Annotated in this window: 23 protein-coding genes and 1 pseudogene; 10 read left to right on the top strand and 14 right to left on the bottom strand. The window is 70.6% G+C overall.

Annotated features, from left to right (window positions below; all coding sequences use genetic code 11):
• Positions 1 to 207 precede the first annotated feature (207 nt).
• Genes AC6CCG_RS07160 through AC6CCG_RS07150 form a run of 3 tightly spaced genes read right to left on the bottom strand, consistent with a single transcriptional unit; the run spans position 208 to position 2493 of the window.
• On the bottom strand, positions 208 to 1116 hold the full coding sequence (locus AC6CCG_RS07160; protein ID WP_496653793.1) for a DUF2510 domain-containing protein: 909 nt from the start codon (positions 1114 to 1116) through the stop codon (positions 208 to 210).
• Between the two features lie 55 nt (positions 1117 to 1171).
• Complete coding sequence (locus tag AC6CCG_RS07155) at positions 1172 to 1597, bottom strand: VOC family protein (protein ID WP_496653792.1); 426 nt, start codon at positions 1595 to 1597, stop codon at positions 1172 to 1174.
• The gene (locus AC6CCG_RS07150) at positions 1594 to 2493 is read right to left on the bottom strand and encodes an AraC family transcriptional regulator (RefSeq protein WP_496653791.1); all 900 of its coding nucleotides are present in this window, start codon (positions 2491 to 2493) and stop codon (positions 1594 to 1596) included. Before AC6CCG_RS07150 ends, AC6CCG_RS07155 begins: the two co-directional genes overlap by 4 nt.
• Positions 2494 to 2522: 29 nt before the next feature.
• On the opposite strand from AC6CCG_RS07150, the gene AC6CCG_RS07145 reads away from it, so the two are divergent.
• On the top strand, positions 2523 to 3167 hold the full coding sequence (locus tag AC6CCG_RS07145) for a LysE family translocator (RefSeq protein ID WP_496653790.1): 645 nt from the start codon (positions 2523 to 2525) through the stop codon (positions 3165 to 3167).
• Between the two features lie 52 nt (positions 3168 to 3219).
• Positions 3220 to 4356: an LOG family protein gene (locus AC6CCG_RS07140; protein ID WP_496653789.1), complete on the top strand. Its 1137-nt coding sequence runs from the start codon at positions 3220 to 3222 to the stop codon at positions 4354 to 4356.
• Positions 4357 to 4563: 207 nt separating this feature from the next.
• On the opposite strand, the gene AC6CCG_RS07135 is transcribed toward AC6CCG_RS07140, so the two are convergent.
• The 4 genes from AC6CCG_RS07135 to malQ all read right to left on the bottom strand — a co-directional run bounded on the left by AC6CCG_RS07135 (position 4564) and on the right by malQ (position 9146).
• Positions 4564 to 5532, bottom strand: a complete 969-nt coding sequence (locus tag AC6CCG_RS07135) for a quinone oxidoreductase family protein (RefSeq protein WP_496653788.1) — start codon at positions 5530 to 5532, stop codon at positions 4564 to 4566.
• 2 nt (positions 5533 to 5534) lie between these two features.
• On the bottom strand, positions 5535 to 5909 hold the full coding sequence (locus AC6CCG_RS07130) for a hypothetical protein (protein WP_496653787.1): 375 nt from the start codon (positions 5907 to 5909) through the stop codon (positions 5535 to 5537).
• Positions 5910 to 5931: 22 nt separating this feature from the next.
• Positions 5932 to 6894, bottom strand: a complete 963-nt coding sequence (locus tag AC6CCG_RS07125; RefSeq protein ID WP_496653785.1) for a cation diffusion facilitator family transporter — start codon at positions 6892 to 6894, stop codon at positions 5932 to 5934.
• Positions 6895 to 6977: 83 nt separating this feature from the next.
• Positions 6978 to 9146, bottom strand: a complete 2169-nt coding sequence (malQ, locus tag AC6CCG_RS07120) for a 4-alpha-glucanotransferase (protein ID WP_496653784.1) — start codon at positions 9144 to 9146, stop codon at positions 6978 to 6980.
• A gap of 134 nt (positions 9147 to 9280) precedes the next feature.
• On the opposite strand from malQ, the gene AC6CCG_RS07115 reads away from it, so the two are divergent.
• From AC6CCG_RS07115 to AC6CCG_RS07105, 3 genes and pseudogenes are all read left to right on the top strand, one after another.
• A complete protein-coding gene (locus AC6CCG_RS07115) occupies positions 9281 to 9850 on the top strand; it encodes a hypothetical protein (protein ID WP_496653783.1) in 570 nt (189 codons plus the stop codon).
• A 289-nt stretch (positions 9851 to 10139) separates the two neighbouring features.
• Positions 10140 to 12689, top strand: a pseudogene (locus AC6CCG_RS07110) (ribonucleoside-diphosphate reductase subunit alpha); the annotation flags it as partial.
• A 289-nt stretch (positions 12690 to 12978) separates the two neighbouring features.
• Positions 12979 to 13962 (top strand): ribonucleotide-diphosphate reductase subunit beta, encoded by a 984-nt coding sequence (locus tag AC6CCG_RS07105; RefSeq protein ID WP_496653781.1) that lies wholly within the window; start codon positions 12979 to 12981, stop codon positions 13960 to 13962.
• Between the two features lie 39 nt (positions 13963 to 14001).
• Here the strand turns inward: AC6CCG_RS07105 and AC6CCG_RS07100 are convergent, their stop codons facing one another.
• The 4 genes from AC6CCG_RS07100 to AC6CCG_RS07085 form a co-directional block, all read right to left on the bottom strand.
• A complete protein-coding gene (locus tag AC6CCG_RS07100; protein WP_496653780.1) occupies positions 14002 to 15204 on the bottom strand; it encodes an MFS transporter in 1203 nt (400 codons plus the stop codon).
• 25 nt (positions 15205 to 15229) lie between these two features.
• Positions 15230 to 16081 carry a TrmH family RNA methyltransferase gene (locus AC6CCG_RS07095; RefSeq protein ID WP_496653779.1) on the bottom strand — a complete coding sequence of 284 codons (852 nt, stop codon included), beginning with the start codon at positions 16079 to 16081 and terminating at the stop codon, positions 15230 to 15232.
• Between the two features lie 204 nt (positions 16082 to 16285).
• Positions 16286 to 17773, bottom strand: coding sequence for a PH domain-containing protein (locus tag AC6CCG_RS07090; protein WP_496653778.1), 1488 nt, complete (start codon positions 17771 to 17773; stop codon positions 16286 to 16288).
• Positions 17770 to 18291 carry a PH domain-containing protein gene (locus AC6CCG_RS07085; RefSeq protein WP_496653777.1) on the bottom strand — a complete coding sequence of 174 codons (522 nt, stop codon included), beginning with the start codon at positions 18289 to 18291 and terminating at the stop codon, positions 17770 to 17772. The genes AC6CCG_RS07090 and AC6CCG_RS07085 overlap by 4 nt, the downstream gene beginning before the upstream one ends.
• A 98-nt stretch (positions 18292 to 18389) precedes the next feature.
• Between AC6CCG_RS07085 and AC6CCG_RS07080 the strand changes: the two genes are divergently transcribed.
• A complete protein-coding gene (locus AC6CCG_RS07080; RefSeq protein ID WP_496653776.1) occupies positions 18390 to 19022 on the top strand; it encodes a TetR/AcrR family transcriptional regulator in 633 nt (210 codons plus the stop codon).
• Here the strand turns inward: AC6CCG_RS07080 and AC6CCG_RS07075 are convergent.
• Positions 19019 to 19546, bottom strand: coding sequence for a YbhB/YbcL family Raf kinase inhibitor-like protein (locus AC6CCG_RS07075; RefSeq protein WP_496653775.1), 528 nt, complete (start codon positions 19544 to 19546; stop codon positions 19019 to 19021). The genes AC6CCG_RS07080 and AC6CCG_RS07075 overlap by 4 nt on opposite strands.
• 157 nt (positions 19547 to 19703) lie before the next feature.
• Here AC6CCG_RS07075 and AC6CCG_RS07070 point away from each other — a divergent pair, with 157 nt between their 5' ends.
• Complete coding sequence (locus AC6CCG_RS07070) at positions 19704 to 20426, top strand: nuclear transport factor 2 family protein (protein WP_496653774.1); 723 nt, start codon at positions 19704 to 19706, stop codon at positions 20424 to 20426.
• A 17-nt stretch (positions 20427 to 20443) separates the two neighbouring features.
• Here the strand turns inward: AC6CCG_RS07070 and AC6CCG_RS07065 are convergent, their stop codons facing one another.
• Positions 20444 to 21133 carry an HAD family hydrolase gene (locus tag AC6CCG_RS07065; RefSeq protein WP_496653773.1) on the bottom strand — a complete coding sequence of 230 codons (690 nt, stop codon included), beginning with the start codon at positions 21131 to 21133 and terminating at the stop codon, positions 20444 to 20446.
• 38 nt (positions 21134 to 21171) lie between these two features.
• Between AC6CCG_RS07065 and AC6CCG_RS07060 the strand changes: the two genes are divergently transcribed.
• Entirely contained in the window at positions 21172 to 22050 is an 879-nt protein-coding gene (locus AC6CCG_RS07060; RefSeq protein WP_496653772.1) for a phosphotransferase, read from the top strand.
• A gap of 7 nt (positions 22051 to 22057) precedes the next feature.
• Here AC6CCG_RS07060 and AC6CCG_RS07055 read toward each other — a convergent pair whose 3' ends face one another.
• Positions 22058 to 22456, bottom strand: a complete 399-nt coding sequence (locus AC6CCG_RS07055; RefSeq protein ID WP_496653771.1) for a VOC family protein — start codon at positions 22454 to 22456, stop codon at positions 22058 to 22060.
• Positions 22457 to 22625: 169 nt separating this feature from the next.
• Here AC6CCG_RS07055 and AC6CCG_RS07050 point away from each other — a divergent pair, with 169 nt between their 5' ends.
• Together AC6CCG_RS07050 and AC6CCG_RS07045 are read left to right on the top strand one after the other, a co-directional pair.
• The gene (locus tag AC6CCG_RS07050; RefSeq protein ID WP_496653770.1) at positions 22626 to 22832 is read left to right on the top strand and encodes a hypothetical protein; all 207 of its coding nucleotides are present in this window, start codon (positions 22626 to 22628) and stop codon (positions 22830 to 22832) included.
• Positions 22833 to 22861: 29 nt separating this feature from the next.
• Positions 22862 to 23200 carry a YciI family protein gene (locus AC6CCG_RS07045; protein ID WP_496653769.1) on the top strand — a complete coding sequence of 113 codons (339 nt, stop codon included), beginning with the start codon at positions 22862 to 22864 and terminating at the stop codon, positions 23198 to 23200.
• Positions 23201 to 23218: the final 18 nt, after the last annotated feature.

The raw sequence follows: 23218 nt of genomic DNA, 5'->3' as shown, positions 1-23218 counted from the left end.
CCGTGGAGAAATCGCGACACCAACCCCGGCCTGCTCGGTTGTGGACAATCCGACTCGCCAAGCAGGTGAGCAGGGTGGCGCCCTGGTTGAGCGCCCGGGCTGGTGCGTCGGCGGACCCATGCCCCGGCCCAGGCGATCATTCGGCCAAACGGGTGGGCACGCCCCTACGGCATGACAGCGGTCCCGACCGACTCCGCGTCGGCGGGTTCAGTCGACGGTGAGGTCTCGGACGGTGTTGTCGCGGAGCGTCTGCAGGCCGGCGTCGCCGATCGCGACGGCCCCGATGAACAGGCCGTACGCCTCCGGGCGGCCGGTGTCGACGACGATCACGTCGACCGTGTCGCCCGGCACCTTGCGGTTGGCGACGTAGATGTCGGTCCGGATCCACCAGGCCTGGTGGCCGTCGATGGTCGCCTTCTCGGCCTTGAGGTCCTTGACGGACTGCTCGGTGGCGTACCAGCCGGAACTGGCGACGCACTGCATGACCTTCTCCGCGGCGGCCTTGGGTGTCGGGGCGAAGCCGTCCGCGGCACGGATCTCGCCGACGCCGAGGAACGCGGCCCAGCCGGGATAGACGGAGAAGCCCTGCGACTCCACGTCGTAGCCCCAGCTGACCCCGCTGGTCTGCATGTCATCGACCCAGCCGTCGATCCGGGGGAAGGACAGCCCGCCGCCGTGCACCCGGCCGTCCGGCGGCCGCGGTCCGCGCTCGCGGGGATTACCGCTCGGGCAGGCGACCGGAGCTGCCGCCGTCTCGCTACTGGACGGGCTCGGGGTCCGCGACGGTGACGGCGTCGGCGAGGCGGTGGGCGTCGGGGACGCGGTCGGCCGGCTGTCGTCCCAGCCGGACACCGTCGAGGACGGCACCGGGTCGTCCGTGATCGGGCGGCCGGCGCCCGCCTGCCGTACCGCGAAGAAGATGATCAAGCCCAAAACGACGACCAGCGCGAGCCCGCCGATGAGCAACGGCAGCCCGCGGCGCTTCCCGGGCCGGTCGCCGCCGGTGGGCGTGCCGCCGGGAGGGTCGGTGGTCTGCCGGGACCAGGCACGACCGTCCCAGTAGCGGTACTGGCCCGGCGCGCCGGAGGGATCGGGATACCAGCCGGGCGTCGACACGGGCGTCAGTCAATCACGGTGCGGTCCCACCGCCGGCGCCGATCCCGGGCCGGGATCAGCGCGTACGAGGCTCGCCGCGGTAGCTGCCGACGGACCAGAGGTTGCCCTCCGGATCGGCCAGGGTGAACTCGCGGCCGCCGTAGTCGCGATCGACCGGCTCGTTGATGATCTTGGCGCCGCCGGCGACGGCCCGGCGGTGGATCTCGTCGACGTCGTCGGCCACCAGGTAGGTGCCGGCCGTGCCGGGCGGCCGGCTCCAGTCGGCGTCCGGCTGGTGGCTGCCGAGCATGATCCCGCCGGTCCCGGAGCCGCCCGGATGCGGCCAGTTGAGCTGGGCGTGGGCGACCCGGTCGCCGTCGGCGTACACGGCGGTGCGTTCGAAGCCGAGCACGTCGACCAGGAAGTCGATCAGGGCCGGTGCGTCGGCGGCCTGCAGGGTGGGCCAGACGTTGGCAGCAGTGTCGGTGTCGGTGTCGGTCATGGTGGCGAGTCTTCCGGGGCCCGGTGCCCGCCGGCTTGGATGTTTCGGAACTCCTCGGCGATCCAGCGGGTCGGGCTGGTGCCCGTGTACTGCCGGAAGTCCCGGACCAGGTGCGACTGGTCGTAGTAGCCGCGCTCGGCGGCGATCCGGCCCAGGTCGCTGCGGCCGGTCCGGTCGATCTCGGCGGCGATCTGGCGCCGGGCCAGGTCGAACCGGAACAGCCGGCCGACCTGCTTCGGCGATGTACCGAGCTCGGCGGCGAACAGCTGGCTCACCCGGCGGCTGCTGTAGCCGAGGTGCCGGGCCAGGCCGTCCATCGAGCCGGTGCCGCCGAACCGGGCCAGCCAGCGCCAGCCCTCGGCCAGTGTGGGCGGCACCTCGCGGCACCGCTCGGTCGCCTCGGCCCGGCGGCGCAGGTAGGCCCAGAGCAGGTCGAAGCGTTCCGCCCAGGTCGGCGTCTCGGCCATCCGTTCCCGGAGCCGCTCGGAGGCCGCGCCGAGCACGGCGGTCCCGTCCCCGAACAGCTCGGTCAGTTCCCGGGTCGGCGGCCCGAACAGGCGCCGCGCCGCCAGCGGGTGGACGGCGAGCTGGATGCCGACCTGGTCGCGCGGCTGGACCACGTAGGCGGGCCGCGCGTGCAGCCCGCCGAGCAGGACCGCCGCCCGCGGCGCCGCCGGTTTCAGCGCCTCGTCCGGGGTGTCGGCCCCGATGATCGGGGCGTCGTCGAGGGTGAAGATGAAGGTGAGGTACGGCGACGGGAGGCCGCGGTGCAGCCCGAGCGGATTGTCGGTGCTGCGGTAGCCGGTGGCGGACGCGATCAGACCGGGCAGCCGGCTCGCCGAGGTGACGAACTCGTAGCTGCGCGGTGTCTCGGTCGGCGCGATATCCACGGGCACGATCCCAGTGTCCACCTTAGAATCCGAGCATGCTGGTGCCGCTCGGCAACACCCTCGCCTTCACGCTCGCCGCGTTCGTCCTGATCATCATCCCCGGACCGTCCGTGCTGTTCGTGGTCAGCCGCGCGCTCGCGTACGGGCGCCGGACGGCCGTGCTCACCGTGATCGGCGGTGCGCTCGGCAGCTTCGTCTCCGCGGTCGGCATCGCCGTCGGCGTCGGGGCGCTGCTGCAGGCCTCCGCGCTCGCGTACACGGTGCTGAAGTTCGCCGGCGCCGGCTACCTGATCTATCTGGGGGTTCGCGCGATCCGTCACCGCGGCCGGCTCTGGCAGGCGCTCGAGGAGGGGGCCGCGCCGGTCAGCGGCCGGCGTACCTTCGTCGAGGGCTTCGTGGTCAGCGTGACGAACCCGAAGTCGATGGTGTTCTTCGCCGCCGTCCTGCCCCAGTTCGTCGACCGCACCGCCGGCGCCCCGCCCGGGCTCCAGATGATCATCTTCGGCGGGATCTTCGCCCTGGTCGCACTGGTCTCGGACACGGTCTGGGGCCTGGTCGCCAGCACCGTACGCAGCTGGTTCGCCCGGTCCCGGCGCCGGCTCGAGCTGGTCGGCGGAGCGTCCGGGTTGACCATGATCGGACTCGGCGTCGGCGTGGCCCTGAACGGGCGCAAGGACTGACCTCGACCTCCTAGACTGCGCCCATGTCAGCGACGAGCCCGGCCGGGCGACCGTGACCCGGCGCACGATCGAGATCGAGAGCCTGACCGCCTTCGATGATCATCTGGCGTCCACCTCCCGGCTGAACGGCTGGTTCATCCAGTCGGTCGACCTGAGCGAACGGGCGGCCGAGCTGGAGCGGGTCGTGGTCCGCGGCGCGGTGTTCCTCGGCTGCCGGTTCGGCCCGGGTGTCGAGGAGCGGCTGCGGCGACGCGGCGCGTTGATCTTCCCGTCGCTGCCCGAGCTGCCGTTCGACCCGTACCGGCCTCGGCTGTATGCGGCCGATGATCTCTACGGCGACCCGGCGGACGGGCGGCTGGTGCCGTACCTGAGCAGTCCGGACGCGGCGATCTACGCGTGGGCCAAGGAGGCCCAGGTGCACCGTTCGCTGGACCACTCGCTGGCCGCGTCGCTTCATGATCACGCGATGTCGGACGCGCTGGACGAGGCGATGCACGGCTCGGCCTACCAGGACGGCCGCCGGGTGGTCGGGATCATGGGCGGCCATGCGCTGGCCCGGACCGACGACGCGTACTGGCAGGCCGCGCGGCTGGCCGCCGACCTGACCACGGCGGGCCGGGTGGTGCTCACCGGCGGCGGGCCGGGCGCGATGGAGGCCGCCAACCTCGGCGCCTACCTGAGCCCGGAGCCGGAGGCCCTGATCGAGGCGCGGGCCCTGCTCGGCAAGGTGACCGACTACCGGGTCTCGATCGACGACTGGGTGGAGACCGGCTATCAGGTACGCGAGCTGCTGCCGGCCGCCAAGGCCGGGCACAGCCTCGGCATCCCGACCTGGTTCTACGGCCACGAGCCGAGCAACGTGTTCGCCACCGAGATCGCCAAGTACTTCGCCAACGCGCTCCGGGAGGACACCCTGCTGCACCGCTGCCGCGGCGGCATCGTCTACCTGCCCGGCCGGGCCGGCACCGTACAGGAGATCTTCCAGGCCGTCACCGAGAACTACTACGCAGGAGACGACTCCGAGATCGCGCCGATGATCTTGGTCGGCACCGACTACTGGACCCGCACCCTGCCGGCCTGGCCGCTGCTGTCCAAGATCGCCGAGGAGCGCTCGATGGCCGCCGTGATCGCCTGCGTCGACTCCGTGCCGGAGGCCCTGGATCGGCTGGCCGAGTTCAGCGAACCCTGACGAGCTGGGCGCGCCGGCGAGAGACCTGTTGATCACTGACCGGCCTGTCGCGATTTCTCTTGATGTCGGGCACTTCCGAGCGCTGAAGCGCTTTATCAGTCGAGGCGAAGAGAAATCGTGACATGCCCTCGGGGTGCCCGGAGCGCGTCGACCGGGCAGTTGTGCAGCGACACGCCGCCAGAACGCCTGCTGCCCGGTCGGCGGATTTCAGGGGAGGAGGACGAGCTTGCCGGTGGTCCTGCGGGCGGTGAGGTCGGACTGGGCCCGGGCGGCTTCGGCGAGCGGGTAGGTGCCGCCGATCCGGACCGAGAGGCGGCCGTCGCCGATCCAGGCGAACAGCTCGGTGGAACGCTCCAGCAGTTCGCTCCGGGTGACGGTGTAGTCGCCCAGCTTCGGCCGGGTCAGGAAGACCGAGCCGGCGTCGTTGAGGCGCTGCGGGTCGACCGGCGGGACCGGGCCGCTGGAGGCGCCGAACAGCACCAGGTGGCCGCGGCGGCGGACGGCGGACAGGGACGCGTCGAACGTGTCCCGGCCGACGCTGTCGTAGACCACCGGCAGGCCCTCGCCGTCGGTGAGCTCCCGGGCCCGCTCGGCGAAGCCGGTGTAGCCGACGATCACCTCGTCCGCGCCGGCCTCCCGGGACAGCTCCGCCTTCTCCGCGGTGGACACGGTGGTGATCACCTGGGCGCCCTTGATCTTGGCGATCTGGGTCAGCAGCAGGCCGACTCCCCCGGCACCGGCGTGCACCAGCACGGTGTCGCCGGACTTGATCGGGTAGCACGACGTGGCCAGGTAGTGCGCGGTCAGGCCCTGCAGCGGTACGGCAGCCGCCTGCTCGTCCGACAGCCCGCTGGGTACGGCGAGCAGCTTGTCGGCCGCCCCGACCAGCCGACTGGTGTACGACCCCGGGATGCCGGCCCAGGCCACCCGGTCGCCGACCGCGAACGTGGTCACCTCCGGCCCGACCGCGGTGATCACGCCGGCACCCTCGCCACCGGGCACGAACGGGTAGTCGATCTTGTAGATCCCTTCCCGTTGGTAGGTCTCGATGAAGTTGACCCCGACCCCGGTGACGTCGATCGCCACCTGGCCCGGACCCGGCTCGGCCTCCGGGACCTCGACGTACTCGATCACCTCGGGGCCGCCGGCGCGGGCGTACCGGATCGCGTGGGCCATGATCATTCTCCTCCGGTGCGGGCCTTGCGGGCGGCGATGAACGACCTGATCCCGAAGATCAGATAGACCACCGTGACGACGAGCAGGATGATGCTCTCGATGATCGCGCCGGGGCGTTCGGCGGTGCCGTCGAACAGCTGGCCGATCTTGACCACGTTCATCAGCGAGCCGAGCGCGCCGATCAGCGCGAACACGAGCGCGAGGTGGATCGCGTGCCGGCGGAACTTCTCCCGCAGCGCCAGCACGCCGCAGATCCCGATCAGGATCCCGACGAACGCCGGGATCAGCGCGGTCACGCTGGACGCTCCGGTCGCGATGAACGTGATCACGCCGGTCAAGATCAGGACAACGGCGACGGCCTGGGTCAGTCTGGTCACCGGGTCAGCATAGTGATCCGGCTCAGGACGGGCCGAGGGACGGTTCGTCGGCGGTGGCCAGGGTGAGCACGGCCTCCTCGACCACATCGTGCTCCTCCAGTTCCCGTTCCACCCGGCGCAGCCGGACCGCGAGGTCGTGTTCGGCCTGGTCGCCGGTCATGTCGACGGCCGCCACCAGGTAGACCCGGGACGGGCCGACGAACTCCAGGTGCAGGTACGTCACCCGGTCCACCTCCGGGTGCTCCAGCAACCGCAGCAGCACCCGCTCCCGCAACTGCGGCTGCACCTGCTCGCCGACCAGGAAGCGCCGGTTGCGGTCGATCAGGAAGACCGCGACGACGGCCAGCAGGACGCCGACCAGGATCGAGCCGACGGCGTCCGGGATCGCCGACCCGGTCAGCTGGTGCAGGGCCACGCTGGCCGCGGCGATGATCAGGCCGAGCAGCGCCGCGGCGTCCTCGGCGAACACCGCCCGCAGCGTCGGGTTCGAGGTCTGCCCGATGAACCGCAGCGGCGACAACCCTTGCGCGCGGCCGAACCGGCGGGCCTGCCGGAACGCCTGGGTGAACGAGACGCCCTCCAGCACGAAGGCGATCGCCAAGATCAGATAGGCGACGCCGAAGTTGCCGGCCGGTTCCGGTTCGATCAGCTCGGTGATGCCGTGCGTGATCGATACCACGGCGCCGGCCGTGAACAGGCCGAATGCGGCGAACATCGACCAGACGTAGGCCTCCCGGCCGAAGCCCAGCGGGTGCGCCCGGTCCCGCCGCCGGGCCGAGCGGCGGTCGGCGATCAGCAGGAAGATCTCGTTGCCGGCGTCGGCCCAGGAGTGTGCCGCCTCGGCCAGGATCGCGGCCGAGCCGGTGATCACCGCGGCGATCGACTTGGCGATCGCGATCAGCAGGTTCGCCGCGAAGGCGATGATCACGGTGAGCAGGCTCTCCCCACCCTCGGCCTTGCCCCCGGTCTTCGTCTCCGCAGTCACGAGAACAGCCTAGGAGGCCGGCCCCGAACGCGCGCTGAGCCTGTCGAAGTGCCGAGCCCGACGTGCCTTGCTCTTCGACAAGCTCAGGGAACGTTGTCGACACCAGCCTCCTCGTGATCTTGGTCCGGTCCGGCCGCCATCACCTCGGCCAGCGCCGCCGCGCGCGGGCTCAGGATCAACTCCTCCAGCGTCATCGGCCTGCCGTCCGGATGGCTCAACGGCATCCGCCAATTGGGATGTTGATCAATGGTGCCGGGCTGGTTCTGCACCCGGCGGTCGCCGACCAGGTCGGGCAGCGCGGCCACCCGGAGCACCGCCGGGGTGCTGCCGAGGAACCGGTGCAGCGCCTCGATCACCGGCTGCTCGCCCTGATCGTCGCCGGCCAGCAGCCCGCGGCCGCGCAGCTCGGCCAGCCAGCCCTCACGTTCGGCGCGGGACGAGGCGAGCTCCTCGGCGAGCGGCCGTTCCAGCAGGCCGAGCCGGTCCCGCAGCCGGACATGATCATCGCGCAGGTAGGCCGCGGTCGGCGGCAGGTCGTGGGTGGTCACCGACGCCAGGCAGGCGGTCCGCCAGCGCTCGGCCGGCAACGGGACGTCGGCCTGGTAGTCCCGCTCGAACCACAGGATCGAGGTGCCCAGGATGCCGCGCTCGCGCAGGAAGTCCCGGGCCGCCGGCTCGACGGTGCCCAGGTCCTCGCCGATGATCACCGCGCCGGCGCGTTCCGCTTCCAGGGCCAGGATGCCGACCAGCGCCTCGTGGTCGTACCGGACGTAGGTGCCCTCACGCGGGCCCGCGTCCCGCGGGATCCACCAGAGCCGGAACAGGCCGATCACATGATCGACCCGGAGCCCGCCGGCGTGCCGGAGCAGCGCGGCCACCATCTCGCGGAACGGCCGGTACCCGGTCTCGGCCAGCCGGTCCGGCCGCCACGGCGGCTGGTTCCAGTCCTGTCCGAGCTGGTTGTACGCGTCCGGCGGCGCCCCGACGCTGAACCCTCCTGCGTAGCTGTCCCGCAGCCGCCAGGCGTCCGCGCCGCCCGGGTGCACGCCGACGGCCAGGTCGTGCAGTACGCCGAGCCGCATCCCGAACCGGCGCGCGTCGTCCTGGGTCCGGGCCAGCTGTTCGTCGCACTGCCACTGCAGCCAGCGGACGAACTCGAGCTCGGCCGCGTGGTCCTCGGCGAACCGCTGCACCTCGGCCGACCGCGGATCCCGGTACGGCTCCGGCCAGGTCCGGCTGTCCGGGCCGTGCAGCTCGGCCAGCACGGACCAGACGGCGAAGTCGGTCAGCGAGGAGCCCTCCCGCTCCACGTACCCGCGGAAGGCCAGGTCCCGGCCCGGGGTCCGGCCGGCCCCGAAGATGATCTTGAGCGCGGCCAGCTTCGCGGCCCAGGCGGCGTCCCGGTCGATCCGGTATCCGACGCCCGGCGCCTGCAGCAGCCGCTCCCGGAGCCGCCGGATCCGCTTCCGGTCCTTGCGCCGCAGCGTCGCGTACTCGGCGATCGCCTCCGGCCGCAGGTAGAGCGGGCTGACGAACCGCCGGCTGACCGGGAGGTACGGCGACGGCTCCAGCGGCGGCACCGGCTCGCCGGCGTGCACCGGGTTGATCACCACGAAGTCGCCGCCGTGCTCGACCGCGGCCCAGGCGGCGAGGTCGGTCAGATCGGTCAGGTCGCCGCTGCCCCAGGAGGCCTCGGAGCGGACGCTGTAGAGCTGCGCCGCGAGGCCCCAGCCCGGCCGCGCCGCCAGGCCGGCCGGCCAGTCCAGCCGATCCGGCGTGACGATCAACGGGGCCTCGGTCCGCACGTCACCCGCCGTCGCGCGCACCGTGTGGTAGCCGGTCGGCAGCTCCTCCGGCAGCCGGTACGACCAGCGGGCGATCGTCGCGCCGTCCAGTTCGCGCTCACCGTCCGGGCCGTCCGGTGCCGAGAGCTCGAGCTCCGGCCGCCCGTCCTCGTACGCGATCGCCAGGCGGATCTCGGACCCGGCCCGCACGTGCACCGGCACCGTCGCGAGGCTGCCGCGGCGGACCGTGACGCACGCCGGCAACGGCAACCGCCACGGCGCGAGCTCGTGGTCGGACAGGGCGGCCCGGACCGACTCCGGCGAGGAGGCATCGACGCCGAGTCCGGCCAGCACGCCGACGATCGTGGCCGGAGCGACCCGGGTCAGGTTGCCCCGCCAGTCGTAGTACTCGGTGTCGATCCGGTACGCCTGCGCGAGCCGGATCAGGTCGGGGTCAGCGGTCGACACGACGCCATCCTGGCATGCCCGGACCGGGGTCCACCCACAGCAACCCACAGGTCTCGCCCAGCCCGATCCAAGCCCGGTGCCAGCGTCCGCCACTCACCTGGGATCTCCATCCGACAACGAGGGAGACCCATCGCATGAGATCCAAGACCACCGTCGCGGCCGCGATCGCCGGCAGCGCGCTGGCCGTGACCGGGATCGTCGCCGGCGCGACCGTCGCCGCCGCCGACCCGACGCCCACCCCGAGCGCCGCCCCGTCGGCCGGCGGCACCCCGTCGGCCGACCCCAAGGAGGCGCCCACCGACCGGCCCGGCCCCGGCCGCCATGCCGGACCGGGCGGTGTCCTCTCGGCGCCCGAGTTGGCCGAGAAGCTGGGGCTCGACGAGGAGAAGGTCAGCGAGGCGCTGCGCGCGGCGTTCGAGGAACTGCGGGCCGACCGCAAGGACGAGAGCGACGCCAAGCCGTCCCGGGAGGAGCGGCAGCGGGAGCTGACCAAGCTGCTCGCCGAGAAGCTCGGCGTCGAGCAGTCCGCCGTCGAGCAGGCGCTCACCGAACTCCGCGCGGCCGCCCAGGCCGACGGCATCGCCGCGCTCAAGGAGCGACTGGCCGAGGCGGTCGACGCGGGCACCCTGACCCAGGCCGAGGCCGACGCGGTCGTCAAGGCCGCCGAGGCGGGCGTGATCCCGACCGGACCGGGGCGCCGCTGACCTTCCGCACAAACTTCGCTGTCCTCCCCCACAAACCGCCGCCCGTTGCCGGATCCCCGCCGGCACCGGGCGGCGGGCTGTCCGGACCTCCCGACGTGAGTTCCACCACTCGTCCGGCGGCCTCTCCGCGGGGCCGCCGAGCGGGTTTCCGCAGGTTCTCAGGGCTGCACTGAGCGTGCCGCGCGGCGGCCGGGCGAATTCGAGGCGACTGGGTAGTTACAAACCTGTCATTTCCATATATGGTGGTCTTCGCGCCAAGCAGCCACTACAGGTAGGGAGGATCCCCAACATGACCGTGACCAGTGAGATCCGAGTCGTCAAGCGTGACGGGGGCCTTCAGCAGTACGACGGGTACGAGATCGCCCGCTCCATCGAGGACGCCGCGCGCGGCCTCGACGACGCCATCAAGCGGGCCACCCAGATCCAGTCCGAGCTCGAGATCACGCTGTTCGACAAGATCACCACGGAGCAGCTCGACGAGGCCGTGATCGGCATCGCGCTGCAGAACGTGAAGGACGATCCGGCGTTCGACACGATCGCCGCCCGGCTGTTGATCAAGACCCTCTACAAGCGGGTGCTCGGCGAGACCAACGACCTGTTCGGCGACTCGGCGCCGGAGACCATCCAGGCGCTGCACCGGCTGCGCTTCGCCGACTACCTGACCGACGCGATCGAGCGCGGCCTGCTGGATCCCCGGCTGGGCAGCGAGATGTTCGACCTGGAGCGGCTGGCCGCGGCGCTGGATCCGACCCGCGACGACCTGCTCCGCTACATCGGCGTGCAGACCATGCGGACCCGCTACATGATCAGTGATCATGACCGGAACCCGCTCGAGGTGCCGCAGTACTTCTGGATGCGGGTGTCGATGGGCCTCTCGCTCAACGAGGAGGACCCGACCGAGGCCGCGCTCTCCTTCTACGAGGGCATGTCCCGGCTGGAATACCTGGCCGCCGGCTCGACGCTGGTGAACGCCGGCACCTCGTACGCCCAGCTCTCCAACTGCTTCGTCATGCAGATGGAGGACGACATCGAGCACATCGCCAAGTCGGTCCGCGACGTCATGTGGCTGACCAAGGGCACCGGCGGCATCGGCCTCTCGGTGTCCAAGCTGCGCAGCGAAGGCTCGCCGATCCGGTCCAACAACACCACCTCGACCGGCCCGATCCCCTTCATGCACACGATCGACTCGACCCTGCGCGCGGTGTCCCGCGGCGGCAAGAAGTTCGGCGCGCTGTGCTTCTACATGGAGAACTGGCACCTCGACTTCGGCCAGTTCCTCGACCTGCGGCAGAACGCGGGCGACCCGTACCGCCGGACCCGGACCGCCAACACCGCGGTCTGGATCTCCGACGAGTTCATGAAGCGCGTCCGCAACGACGAGGACTGGTACCTGTTCGACCCGCTGGAGGTCGAGGACCTGACCGAGCTGTACGGCGCCGAGTTCTCCAAGCGCTACGCCGAGTACATCCGGATGGCCGAGGCCGGCGAGATCAAGCGGTTCAAGAAGATCCGGGCCCGGGAGCAGTTCCAGGCGATCCTGATCTCGCTGCAGACCACGTCGCACCCGTGGCTGACCTGGAAGGACACGATCAACACCCGGGCGCTGAACAACAACACCGGGACGATCCACCTGTCCAACCTGTGCACCGAGGTCTGCCTGCCGCAGGACCGGGACAACGTCGCGGTCTGCAACCTGGCCTCGATCAACCTGTCCAAGCACCTGCGCGGCTCCGGCCCGCAGGCCCGGATCGACTGGGACCGGCTGCGCCAGTCCGCCCGCTCGGCGGTACGGCAGCTGGACAACCTGATCGACATCACGATCTCCTCGGTGCCGGAGTCGGAGCGCTCCAACGCCGACAACCGGGCCATCGGCCTCGGCGTGATGGGCTTCACCGACGTGGTGGAGCGGATGGGCTTCTCGTACGAGAGCGAGCAGAGCTACCAGCTGGCCGACGAGATCATGGAGTTCGTCAGCTACCACGCGATCGACGAGAGCGCCGACCTGGCCCGTGAGCGCGGCGCGTACTCGAACTTCCCGGGTTCGCGCTGGTCGCAGGGCATGGTCCCGTTCGACACGATCGACGAGCTGGAGCGCGACCGCGGCGTGAAGGTGGACGTCGACCGGACCACCCGGCTGGACTGGGACGCGCTGCGCACCAAGGTCAAGGGCGGCATCCGCAACGCCACCCTGATGGCGATCGCCCCGACCGCCTCGATCGGCCTGGTCGCCGGCACCACCCCGGGCCTGGACCCGCAGTTCTCGCAGATCTTCAGCCGGGCCACCTCGTCCGGCAAGTTCCTCGAGGTGAACCGCAACCTGGTCAAGGACCTCAAGGAGTACGGCCTCTGGGAGCAGGTCCGTGACGACCTGCTGCGCGCCCAGGGCGACGTGTCCAAGATCGACATCGTGCCGGAGGCACTGAAGAAGATCTACCGGACGTCGTTCCAGCTGTCGCCGTACGCGTTCATCAACGTGGCCGCACGGGCGCAGAAGTGGATCGACCAGGCGATCAGCCGGAACATCTACCTGGCCAGCCGGGACGTCGGCGAGATGGTCGACCTGTACAGCGCCGCCTGGGACAAGGGCGTGAAGACCACCTACTACCTGCACATGATGCCGCGGCACACCGCCGAGCAGAGCACGGTGAAGGTGAACAAGGCGGCCGAGCTGCGCGGCGGCACGGCGGCGGCCGAGACCGAGGGCGAGGGCTCGACCAAGAGCGCCCCGGCGCGGCGCGGGTTCGGCTTCGGCCGGGCCGGTGGGCGTACTCCGGCCTCCCCCGCCACGGCGTCCGAGGTTCCGGCGGTCGCGACGTCCGAGACCGTCGACGCGGTCTCGGTGCAGCGTCCCCAGACGGTCGAAGCCCAGGCCGGCGAGGCCCAGGCCGTCGCCGCGCACCGGCCCACCGCGGCCGAACGCGCCGCCACCGCGCAGGCCACCAAGCCGGCGGAGACCGAGGGCGAGGCCGCGGCGCGGCCGACCCGGGCGGTCCAGCTGTCGGTGACGCCGGCCATCTCGGTGAACGACCTCGACCTGATCGACCCGCAGGACCTGGTGCAGTGCGATTCCTGCCAGTAGACCGGTACCTGTCAGACTCGGTCGCGGCAACACGTGGGAAGGAATGGCGATGACATCGATCTTGGGGACCGGGATCACCGAGGGGCTGCTGCTGAAGCCCGTGACGTATCCGTGGGCGTACGAGCTCTACAACCAGGCCGTGGCCAACACCTGGTTCCCGCACGAGGTCCAGCTCGGCGAGGACCTGAGTGACTTCGGCCGGATGACGGACGACGAGCGGCACGCCCTGACGCACCTGATGAGCTACTTCAATCCGAACGAGCTCCTGGTGAACAAGGCGCTGGCGTTCGGGGTGTACCCGTACGTGAACTCGGCGGAGTGCCACCTGTATCTGGCGAAGCAGATGTGGGAGGAGGCCAACCACTGCATGGCCTTCGAGTACGTGCTGGAGACGTTCCCGATCGACCGGGCGGCGGCGTACGAGTCCCACATCAGCGTGCCGTCGATGGCCGCGAAGGAGCAGTTCGAGGTCAACTTCATCCGGCGGATGACCGAGCAGACCCTGGACATCTCCACGATCGAGGGCAAGCAGGACTTCGTCCGCAACCTGGTCGCCTACAACGTCATCCTGGAAGGGATCTGGTTCTACTCCGGGTTCATGGTGGCGCTCTCCTTCCGGCAGCGGAACCTGCTCCGGAACTTCGGGTCCTTGATCGACTGGATCGTCCGGGACGAGAGCCTGCACCTGAAGTTCGGGATCAACCTGATCTTGACCGTGCTCGACGAGAACCCCGAGGTCGGCACCGAGGAGTTCGCCGAGGAGATCCGCGGGATGATCTTGAAGGCGGTCGAGATGGAGGAGGCGTACAACCGGGATCTGCTGCCCAACGGCATCCTGGGCATGAACGCCGACTACATCAACCAGTACGTGAAGTACCTGGCCGACCGGCGTCTCGAGGAGCTCGGCTTCGAGTCCGAGTACAACGTGACGAACCCGGCCAAGTGGATGGCGACCGCCAACGACACCCTGCAGCTGGTCAACTTCTTCGAGTCGATCAACACTTCGTACGAGGTCAACGCGCGCGCCAAGTGATCACCGTCGACGCTCCCTGATCCCGCCCTCCGGCTGGGTTCAGGGAGCGTTGTCGTTCTTCCGTACGGTCAGGATCAGGAGGCCGACCAGGAAGAGACCGGCGGCCGGCAGCAGCGCTCCGGTCGGCCCGGCTGCGCCGGCGACGGCGGCCAGGGCCGAGGTACAGCCGATCTCGCCGACGTACTCCGCCTGGGCCAGGAACGAGTGCACCGTGGCGCGGACGTCGCTGGTGGCGCGGCGGTTGACCCAGATCGTCGTCACCGTACGGATCAGCGGCAGCGCGGCGCCGTAGGCGATCAGGATCGCCAGCACGGCCCAGGTCAGGTTCGGCGCCAGGGCCAGCAGGACGAAGCCGGCCGCCGCCGTCGCGCAGGCCGAGACCAGCGCGGCGCGGGCACCGGGTTCGTCATGGAGGCGCCGTTCGACGGCGAGCAGGGCGAGCGCGCCGGTGAACAGCCCGGCGACGCCGAGCAGGGTGAACCACAGCGTCCCGTTCCGGGTGGACGGGAAGCCGAGCTCGGCCAGCCGGACCGGGTAGATCCGGCCGAACGTGTCGGCGGCACCGTTCACCAGCACGGTGATGATCACCAACGCGAACAGGGTCCGGTCGCGCAACGCCAGCCGGGCCCCGCGGCGGGCGATGCCGAGGGCGGCCCGCAGGTGCCCGGTCCGGACCGGAGTGAAGCGGCGTTCCGGGAACGCGACGGCGACGACCACGCCCAGCACCAGCATCGCCGCACCGGCCAGGACGATGCCGGCCTGCCGGCCGAGCAGCAGGCCGAGTCCGCCCAGCGTGATCATGCCGACGGCGGCCCCGGCCAGTTCCCACCGGGCCTGCCGGGTCAGCACCGAGGTGATCATCGCCGGCCGGTCCAGCTCGTCGGTGATCCAGGCGACGTCGGCGCCACTGGAGAACGTCCACGCGATGCCCCACAGCATCTGCGACAACAGCAGCGGCCAGAAGCTGCCGAACACGCCGGTGGTGATCATGGCCGTCCCCATCAGCCCGTGCGCGACCACGATGGCCCACTTGCGGCTGACCGAGTCCGCGAACACCCCCGCCGGCACCTCGAAGATCATCGCGGCGACTCCCTGTGCCGCCGCGATGATCAACAACTCGGCCGGGCCGAGCCCGGCGTCGACCACCATGAACAGGCTGGCCAGCAGCCACCAGCCCCTGTGCAGCACGGCGCGAGCCCCGACCCAGCCGAGGAAGAGGCGAACCAGTCCCGCGGCGTTCATGGCCCTGGCGATGGCCGGCTCCGGTTCAACGGGTGGCCGAGATCCCGGTCCGCTGCCGGGCCGCCTCGAACAGCAGCACGCCGGCCGCGACCGCCGCGTTGAGGCTGTCCGGTCCGCCGACGGTCCCGGCCGACATCGGAATCCGTACCGGACGGGCGAGCTCGGCCCAGCGCGACGACAAACCGCGCTGCTCGCTGCCGTTCGCAATCGCCGCCGGCCCGGTCAGGTCCGCGTCCCAGGAGGCGTCCGGCGCGTCCGGGATGCCGGCGAAGACCGTGATCCCCCGCCGCCGCAGCCAGCGCTGCGCCGAGCCGGAGTCGGTGATCGCGATCGGCACGGTGAACAGATGACCGAGCGAGGCCCGGACCACCCCCGGCCCGTACGGGTCGGTCGCCGGATCGCAGATGATCACCCCGTCGACGCCGGCGGCGCAGGCCGTGCGCAGCATCGCGCCCAGGTTGCCGGGCTTCTCGATCCCCTCCACCACCAGGAGCAGCGGACCGCTCCGGGCGGCGGGGAGGCCGTCCAACGGGGCCGGAAAGATCCGGCCGACACCGATCAACCCGTCCGGCCGGTCCCGATGGCTGATCCGCCGGAACGGCTCCTCGGCGAGCTCGACCAGCCGGGTGCCGCCGGCCCTGGCGCGGGCCAGCAGCGCAGCCTCGTGGCGGCCCGACCAGAGCGCCCGGCAGTAGTAGAGCGCGAGCAGGTCGACCCGAGGCTGGGCCCGGCTCAGCTCCCGGTAGCCCTCGATCAGGAAGGCACCGGCGCGAGCTCGATGACGCGGCAGCCGAAGCCGTACCAGCTCGGCCACCTTCTTGTTGGTACGCGACGTGATCACCGGATCCGCGCGCATGCCGGACACAGGTCCGTTCATGATCATCACCCGATGGTGCAGACGTGATCACCGGCCGGTATCCGTCGACGCGGGCAGCCGGTGCAGTGGACAGTTCCTGAGGAGCGCGCGACGTCAGCGGTCGGGAACCCGACCGGCCTCGCACGCGATCCTGATCATCGGAACGTCCTCCTCGTCCAGTCCGGACTGTAACCCCGGACCTTCCGCGCCCGCCAGCGAATTACCTCAGCGGATGTCCAGCTCCGTGATCACTGCCGCCGCCTGGCCGGGCGCCAGGTCCGGCACCGTACAGCCGCCGTGCCGCCCGGCCGCGGTGGTCGCCGTCAGCGTCATCAGCCCGGACCGGCGCTGCAGCGGGGACTGACGGATCCGCCAGCCGATGACGCCGTCGCCGGCGAGGGCGGTCGTGCGCCGGTCGATGACGCCGGAACGCATGATCACGAAGCCGTCCCGTACCGCGTGGCCGAGCGTCCGGTAGCCGGACCGGGCCAGGACCAGAGCCATCGGCAGAGCGACCACGAACGCGCCGGCCGCGACGAACCACCAGAGCGCCTGCCCGGTCAGCAGGGCCGTGATCACCGGCGCAGCCGCGACGAGCAACACCGCCGCGACGGACCGGGTCAACCGGCGGCGCAGCGCCGCCCGCGGATGCCGCTGCAGGGCAGCCGTCAGGGGTGGGATCTCGGGAAGCAACCGGGCGGCCAGGCCCGCGGCCTCGTCGCGCGGGACGACCGGGGTCAGGTAGCGCAGCGAGCCGGACTTGTTCTCCTCGTCCTCCTCGGCTGCCGCGGCCACCGTCAGCGGCTCGACCCGGGCACCGCCGGCGAGCCGTCCCAGCAGCGGCTCCGAGATGATCACGCCGCGCAGCCGGCGCAGGTCGAGGCCGAGTCGGCGGTGCGCGAGCAGGCCGCGTTCCATGGTGAGCCAGCCGGAGGCGTTTCGGGTCAGCCGAAGCTGCCACCATTCCTCGACGAAGACGGCCAGGCTCAGCGCAACGCCCAGGACGAACAGCAGTCCGGCGCCGAGCAACCCGAGCTGCCACGGCGGAACGGGGCCGACCACGCCGACGGCCCAGGCCACCACCTGCTCCGGCTGGATTCCGAGGACGCCGAGTCCACGCTGGGCGACCAGAGCCAGCAGCACCACGCCGCCGACGCCCCAGACCGTGAGCGGCGCGTAACGCAGCCAGTCCCGGCGGAAGCTCAACAGCGTGCCGGAGTCCGCGGCCGGCTGATCCGCCGGCGGCTCGGCGGCGTCCAGCGCCGCGCGCAACCGGTTCGCATCGTCGACCCGGAGGCCGGACAGGACGATCGAGTCGCGTTCGGAGGCCTGGCCGGCCGAGACCGTCACCCGCTGCAGCCCGAGCAGCCGCTGCACCGGGCCGGCCGTCACCTGGACGCTGCGGATCCTGCCGCGGGCCACCGACTTCCGGGCGCGCACCAACCCGCCCCGGTCGACCTCGAGCCGGTCGCCCGCGATCCGATAGCGGGTGGTCGCGGTCTTGATCATCTCGAAGATCATCACCAGGACGAAGATGCCGCCGACGACGGCCGACCGGATCAGCGGTTCGGGCTGCAGGGTGAAGCCGCCGAAGAGCCAGCTGAGGAAGGCCGAGCCGGCGGCCGGCAGCAGCCAGGTGAGGTTGGCCAGGAAAGTGCGCCGGCTTGGATGGGTCCAGTCGATCACGACCCGGTCGGCAAGTTCGGCGGTCACGTGCCGTCCCGATCGGTCAGGCCGGCGGCCTCGGCGAGCCGGTCCACCAGCGCCTGCCCCTGCTCGGCGTCGAGCCCGGAGATGACCACCGGTCCCGCTGCCGAGGCGGTCGTCACGGTGACGTCGATCAGTCCGTACGAGCGCTGCAGCGGTCCCTGCTTCGTGTCCACGGTCTGGATCCGGCTGAGCGGGGCGATCCGCCATTCCCGCCACAGCCAGCCCGACGCGGCATAGACCCGCTCGTCGTCGACCTGCCAGCGATGCACCCTGAAGCTGGCACCCGGAACGACGATCGCGAGGATCGTCATGATCACGGCCGTCGCCGCCAGGACCAATACCGTCGGCACCGGCCACCGGGACCAGGTCCACAGCACCGCCGCCACGAATTCGGCGGCCACCAGCGCGACCGCCGTCACCACCAGCTGCGTCCGCCACCACCCGATCGCCCGTGGGTCGACCGACTCCCCCGGCGGCATCGGGAACTCCGCCCGAACCGCCCGTTCCGCCGCAGCACTCACCGCGCACATCCTTTCCAATACACTTGTTTCAATACATCTGCATCATAACGAACGTCTGCTACGGTTTCAATACGACTGAATCGGAAAGGTTGGTGGACGTGCCGAAGCAGATCGACCACGAGGCGCAGCGGGAACAGCTGGCAGAGGCGGTCTGGCGACTGGCCGCCGAACGGGGCCTGGAATCGGTCAGCCTGCGCGAGGTGGCGCAGGCCGCGGGGGTGTCACTGGGCCGGGTGCAGCGCAGCTTCGGGACCAAGGACGAGATGCTGCGGTATGCCCTGGCCCTGATCACCACCCGGGCCGGCCGGCGGGTGGAGCGGCGAGTCCAGGCGCTCGGCGAGCACCCGGCCACCGCCGACATCCTGCGTGAGTGCCTGACCGAGGTGCTCGGGTTCGAGGAGGAGACCCGGCAGGCGCTCCGGGTCCAACTGGTGTACTTCACCCGCTCGATCCACGACGAGCAGGTGGCCAAGATCATCCGCGGCGACGGGCTGTCCGAGCTCTACCCGTTCACCGCAAGCCTGATCACGAAGTTGTTCAAACGGCGCGGCACGATCGAGCCGATCAAGGAGGCCGAACTGCTCTGGTCGACCGCGATCGGGCTAGGCACGGATGTGGTGATCGGCCAGCGCGAGCCGGCCGATGCCGCCGCCCTGCTGGACTACTACCTGGTCCGCCTGCTCGGCCCGTCCGGCTGGCCCGAGTCGGCCAGGATCGCGAAGCGGCTCTAGCGGGCTTCCCAGGTGCCCATGATCACGGCGCGGCCGACGCTGTGCGAGAACAGGTTGAAGCCGAGATAGGCGCAACTCGCCTCGGCCGGGATGCCGAGCGACTCGACACCCACCGCATGCACGCCGACGTAGTAGCGGTGCGGACCGTGCCCCGCGGGCGGCGCCGCACCGACGTAACCGGCGAAGCCGGCGTCGTTGCGCAACTGGAACGCCCCGGTCGGCAGGTTCGCGCCGCCCTCGGCCCCGGCGTCGGTCGGCAGCGAGGTCGTACCCACCGGCACATCGGCGACGGCCCAGTGCCAGAACCCGCTCGTGGTGGGTGCGTCCGGATCGAAGACGGTGATCACGAACGACTTCGTCTCCGCCGGGAAACCCGACCAGGACAACTGAGGGGACCGGTCCGCTCCCCCGGCACCCATCCGCCCGCTCACCTGAGCCTGCCCGAGCACCGCACCGTCGGCAAGATCATCACTGGTCAGCTGGAACCCGGGCACCGGTCCGATCACGTCATAGGGAGTCGTCATGACGCCCACCCTAGCGGCGGCGGCGCCTGCTGCCGATGATCGATTCGGCGGCCCGACGGGCCGTCCGTGTGTTCGTGACGCCACCCCTTGACCGATAGACCGATTGGTCTATAACCTCGAGTAGATCGATTGGTCTATTTCTTCGAAGGAGCCTGCCATGGCCAGCCGTACCACCGCCGAGGTGATCGAACTCTTCAACCGGGTCTTCACCGACCACGACCACACCGCACTCACCGAACTCGTCGCCGAGGACTGCGTGATGGAAGCCATCCAGCCGGCTCCGGACGGTGCCCGTACCGTCGGCCGCGCTGCCTGCCTGGAGTTCTGGCGCGCACTCGCCGAAGACCGCGACAGCCGGTTCGAGCCGGAGCAGATCACCGTCGGCGGCGAGCACGGAACGATCCGCTGGCGTCTCCGTTTCGGCGCCGAATCCGTGCGCGGCGTGACCCTGATCAGGGTCAGCGACGGCAAGATCACCGAAGCGCTCGCGTACAGCAAGACCGGCGGAGTCCCCCTCGCCGCCGACACCGGCCGCAGCACGCAGGAGGTCCTGGACCGCTACAACGAGGCCTTCCGGCTGCACGACCCCACCCTGCTCAACGACCTGATCGCGGACGACTGCGTCATCGAGGACTCCGGCCCGGCTCCGGACGGCGAACGGCGCGTCGGCCGGGCGGCCTGCCTGGCCCGCTGGTCCGAGCTCGCCGCGAACCGTACCCTGCAGTTCTCCCCGGAAGCCGCCGAACTCAGCGGCGAGCTGGCCGTGCAGCCCTGGCTGCTGCACTGGGGCGACGGCGCCGCCGACCGGATCCGCGGCGTGAACCTGCTCCGCATCCGCGGCGGCAAGATCATCGAGGCCCGCGGTTACGTGAAGTCATGACGACGCCAGGCTTGCGATCAGGGCCCGAGCACGGCCAGCGCGGCAGCGGTGTCCGAGAGATCCGGCAGGACGTGATGGGCGCCGGCGGCGACCAGGTCCGCGGCGCTGACGCTGCCGGTCGCGACCGCGACGGCGACCACACCGCAGTCGAGGGCGGCCGCGACATCGTGCTCGGTGTCGCCGACGACGAGAACGTCCGCGAACGGCCCGTGGACCGCCTCGGCCCGCGTGCAGGCTGCTCGCACCAGTTCAGCCCTGAGTTCATGATCATCGCCGTAGCCGCCGATGGCCGTGTCCAGCCAACCGTCGAGGCCGACATTGGCGATCTTCGCCCGGGCAACGGGCGCGATGTTTCCCGTGACGAGCGTCTGCACCACATCATCGCGGGCCTGCAGCGCGGCCAGCAGGTCGGCCACCCCCGGCAGCGCGACCGAGGGGCCCGGCCCCGGCGGCAACGCGGCGACCTCGGCGGCATAGCGGGCGAAGAACGCCTCGTACCCCTGGGGTTCGGGCACCGGCGCAAGGCCGTGAGACCTGAACACCTCGCTGGTGATCCAGCGGTCGGTACGGCCGCTGGTGGAGACCGAGGCCATGAACTCTCGGCCGGTGTGTGCGGTGAAGGCCGTCGCGTACGCGCCGTAGCAGCGACCGTGGTCTCTCAGCAACGTGGAGTCGACGTCCCACAAGATCAGCCGCATGAGCACCATGATGGCAGTCCCGGCATCCGTGCCCGAAGGAGGCTGCGTTGGACGACACCGAACTGATCGCCATGATCAATCGGAGCACCGGTGCCGGGTTGGTCGTGCGCGGACGATCGGAACACGGCAAGGAAGGCGGAGCCGTGTACGCCGAATGGCCGGACGGGCGCCCGGCCGTGGTGACGACGTTCCAAGGTTCGAAGCCGGCCGCACGGCAGACGGCCGACGTCCTGAACCTCCTTCACACGCAAGGACTTCCGGTGCCACGGCACGAGCTCGTCGTCGAGCTCGACGATCGGGCGGTCTTCGTGCAACAGCGACTGCCCAAGGCCGCAGCAACGGGACTCACACTGGATCGCATCAGGGGCATCGTCGCGATCAACGACCGGTTCGCGGAGGCCCTGGCCGATCTTCCCCAGGTGCCACCGTTGACGCGATGGTTCCGCCCGACGGACACCGATCCGTACCTGATGCTGGACCTGGCCCCTCGGCACGATCACCGGATCCGCGAGGCGGTCGAGCAGATCCTCCGGGTCACGACCGACCCGGCCAACGAGGAGCGGCTCGGCGGTGATGATCTTGTCCACGTCGACCTGAGCGCGGCCAACGTCCTCTTCGATGATCAGGACCGCCCTACCGCCGTGGTCGACTGGAATCTCGGCGTCTACCGCGGCGATCGCCACCTTGCCCTGGTGCAGACCCGGTTCGACCGACAATGGTTCGTCCAGAACGCCGCACCCGGCGACGTCGAGATCGCGGCAGCACGCCTCCTGGACGAGATTCTGGAGGATCGGCTCCCGCCCGACACCCTTCGGATCTTCTGGGCGTTCTGGTTGTCCCACCAGTTGCCCCGAGCGCTCCGACGCGGGAACGCCTCGGTGATCGACTGGCAGCTGGCCTTGGCCGAGTCACGACTCAGCCGCTGAGCAAAGATCAGCGGAAGTCCGCCTCGGTCAGGCCCGCCGGATGGCCCGGCGCCCATTGCACCAGTTCGATCCGGTAGCCGTCCGGGTCGGTCAGCCAGGAGACGCGGGGTCCCGGGTCGGAGGGCGGCTCGGCCTCGAGGCCGCGGCCGGCGAGTTCCCTGATCGTGGCATCAAGATCATCGACCTGCACCACGAGGTGGTTGACCGCGCTCGTGTCGGTGACCGGCCGTGCCGGATCGTGAACGAGCTCCAGGCTGACGTACGGATCGTCGGGTAGGCGCAGCATCGTCAGGCTGCCGAACCCGGTCTCCGGCACCCGGCCGACCTCCAGGTAGCCGAGCGCGGTGTAGAAGGCGAGCGAGCGGTCCAGGTCGGTGACCCGGAGTCCCAGGTGCAGCATGCGCATGTCGGCCTCCAGCCACTGATCGAGCCATGGTTCCCCACATCCTCACACCTCGCACGACGGCGCCGCAGGATCAGGACATTAGTTAACCAAGTACTTGACTGACGGGTTTCGGTCCTGCAATAGTTAAGTACATGCCTAACCATTTGCATCCCGACCAAGGAGTACGACGATGTTCAGCCAGACCAGTCCAGACCTGCCGAACCAGCGCTACACCGAACTGATCCAAGCTCGCTCCCGGGAGCGACTGGTCCGCCGCCTGCTGCGGCAACGACGGGTCGAGCGCAGACCGGCACACCGGACTGCCGTGCCCCGGCCCTCGGTCCGCCCCACCGTCACCGAGCAGGTGGAACTCGCCTGCCCGGCCCAGCAAGCCTGATCACACCCCCTTGACCCCTAGGAGTTCCGATGCAGTTCCTCACCATCGCGTACGGCGATCCCGCGGCCTACGAGCGGACCGCGCCCGAGATCCGCAACGCGGCTCATGATCATGACGCCTGGATGGAGGCCAACGGCAAGATCGTCGCCGGTGGCATGGCCGGCTCGCCGGTCCAGGTCCGCAACCACAACGCCGCCGGCGTCGAGACGAGCCCCGGCCCGTACCTGCGCACCGAACTGCCCGTCGCCGGGTACGCGATCCTGGAGGCCGGGTCGCTCGAGGAGGCGATCGAACTCGCCTCCAAATCGCCGTGCGCGATCACCGAGGGAGTCATCGAGGTCTGGCCGGTCGTGCACGCCGCGACCTGACCCTCGAACCCGGCCCGG

The sequence above is a fragment of the Microlunatus sp. YIM B11417 genome, from assembly GCF_059617205.1.
This window is presented reverse-complemented; position numbering and strand designations above follow the sequence as displayed.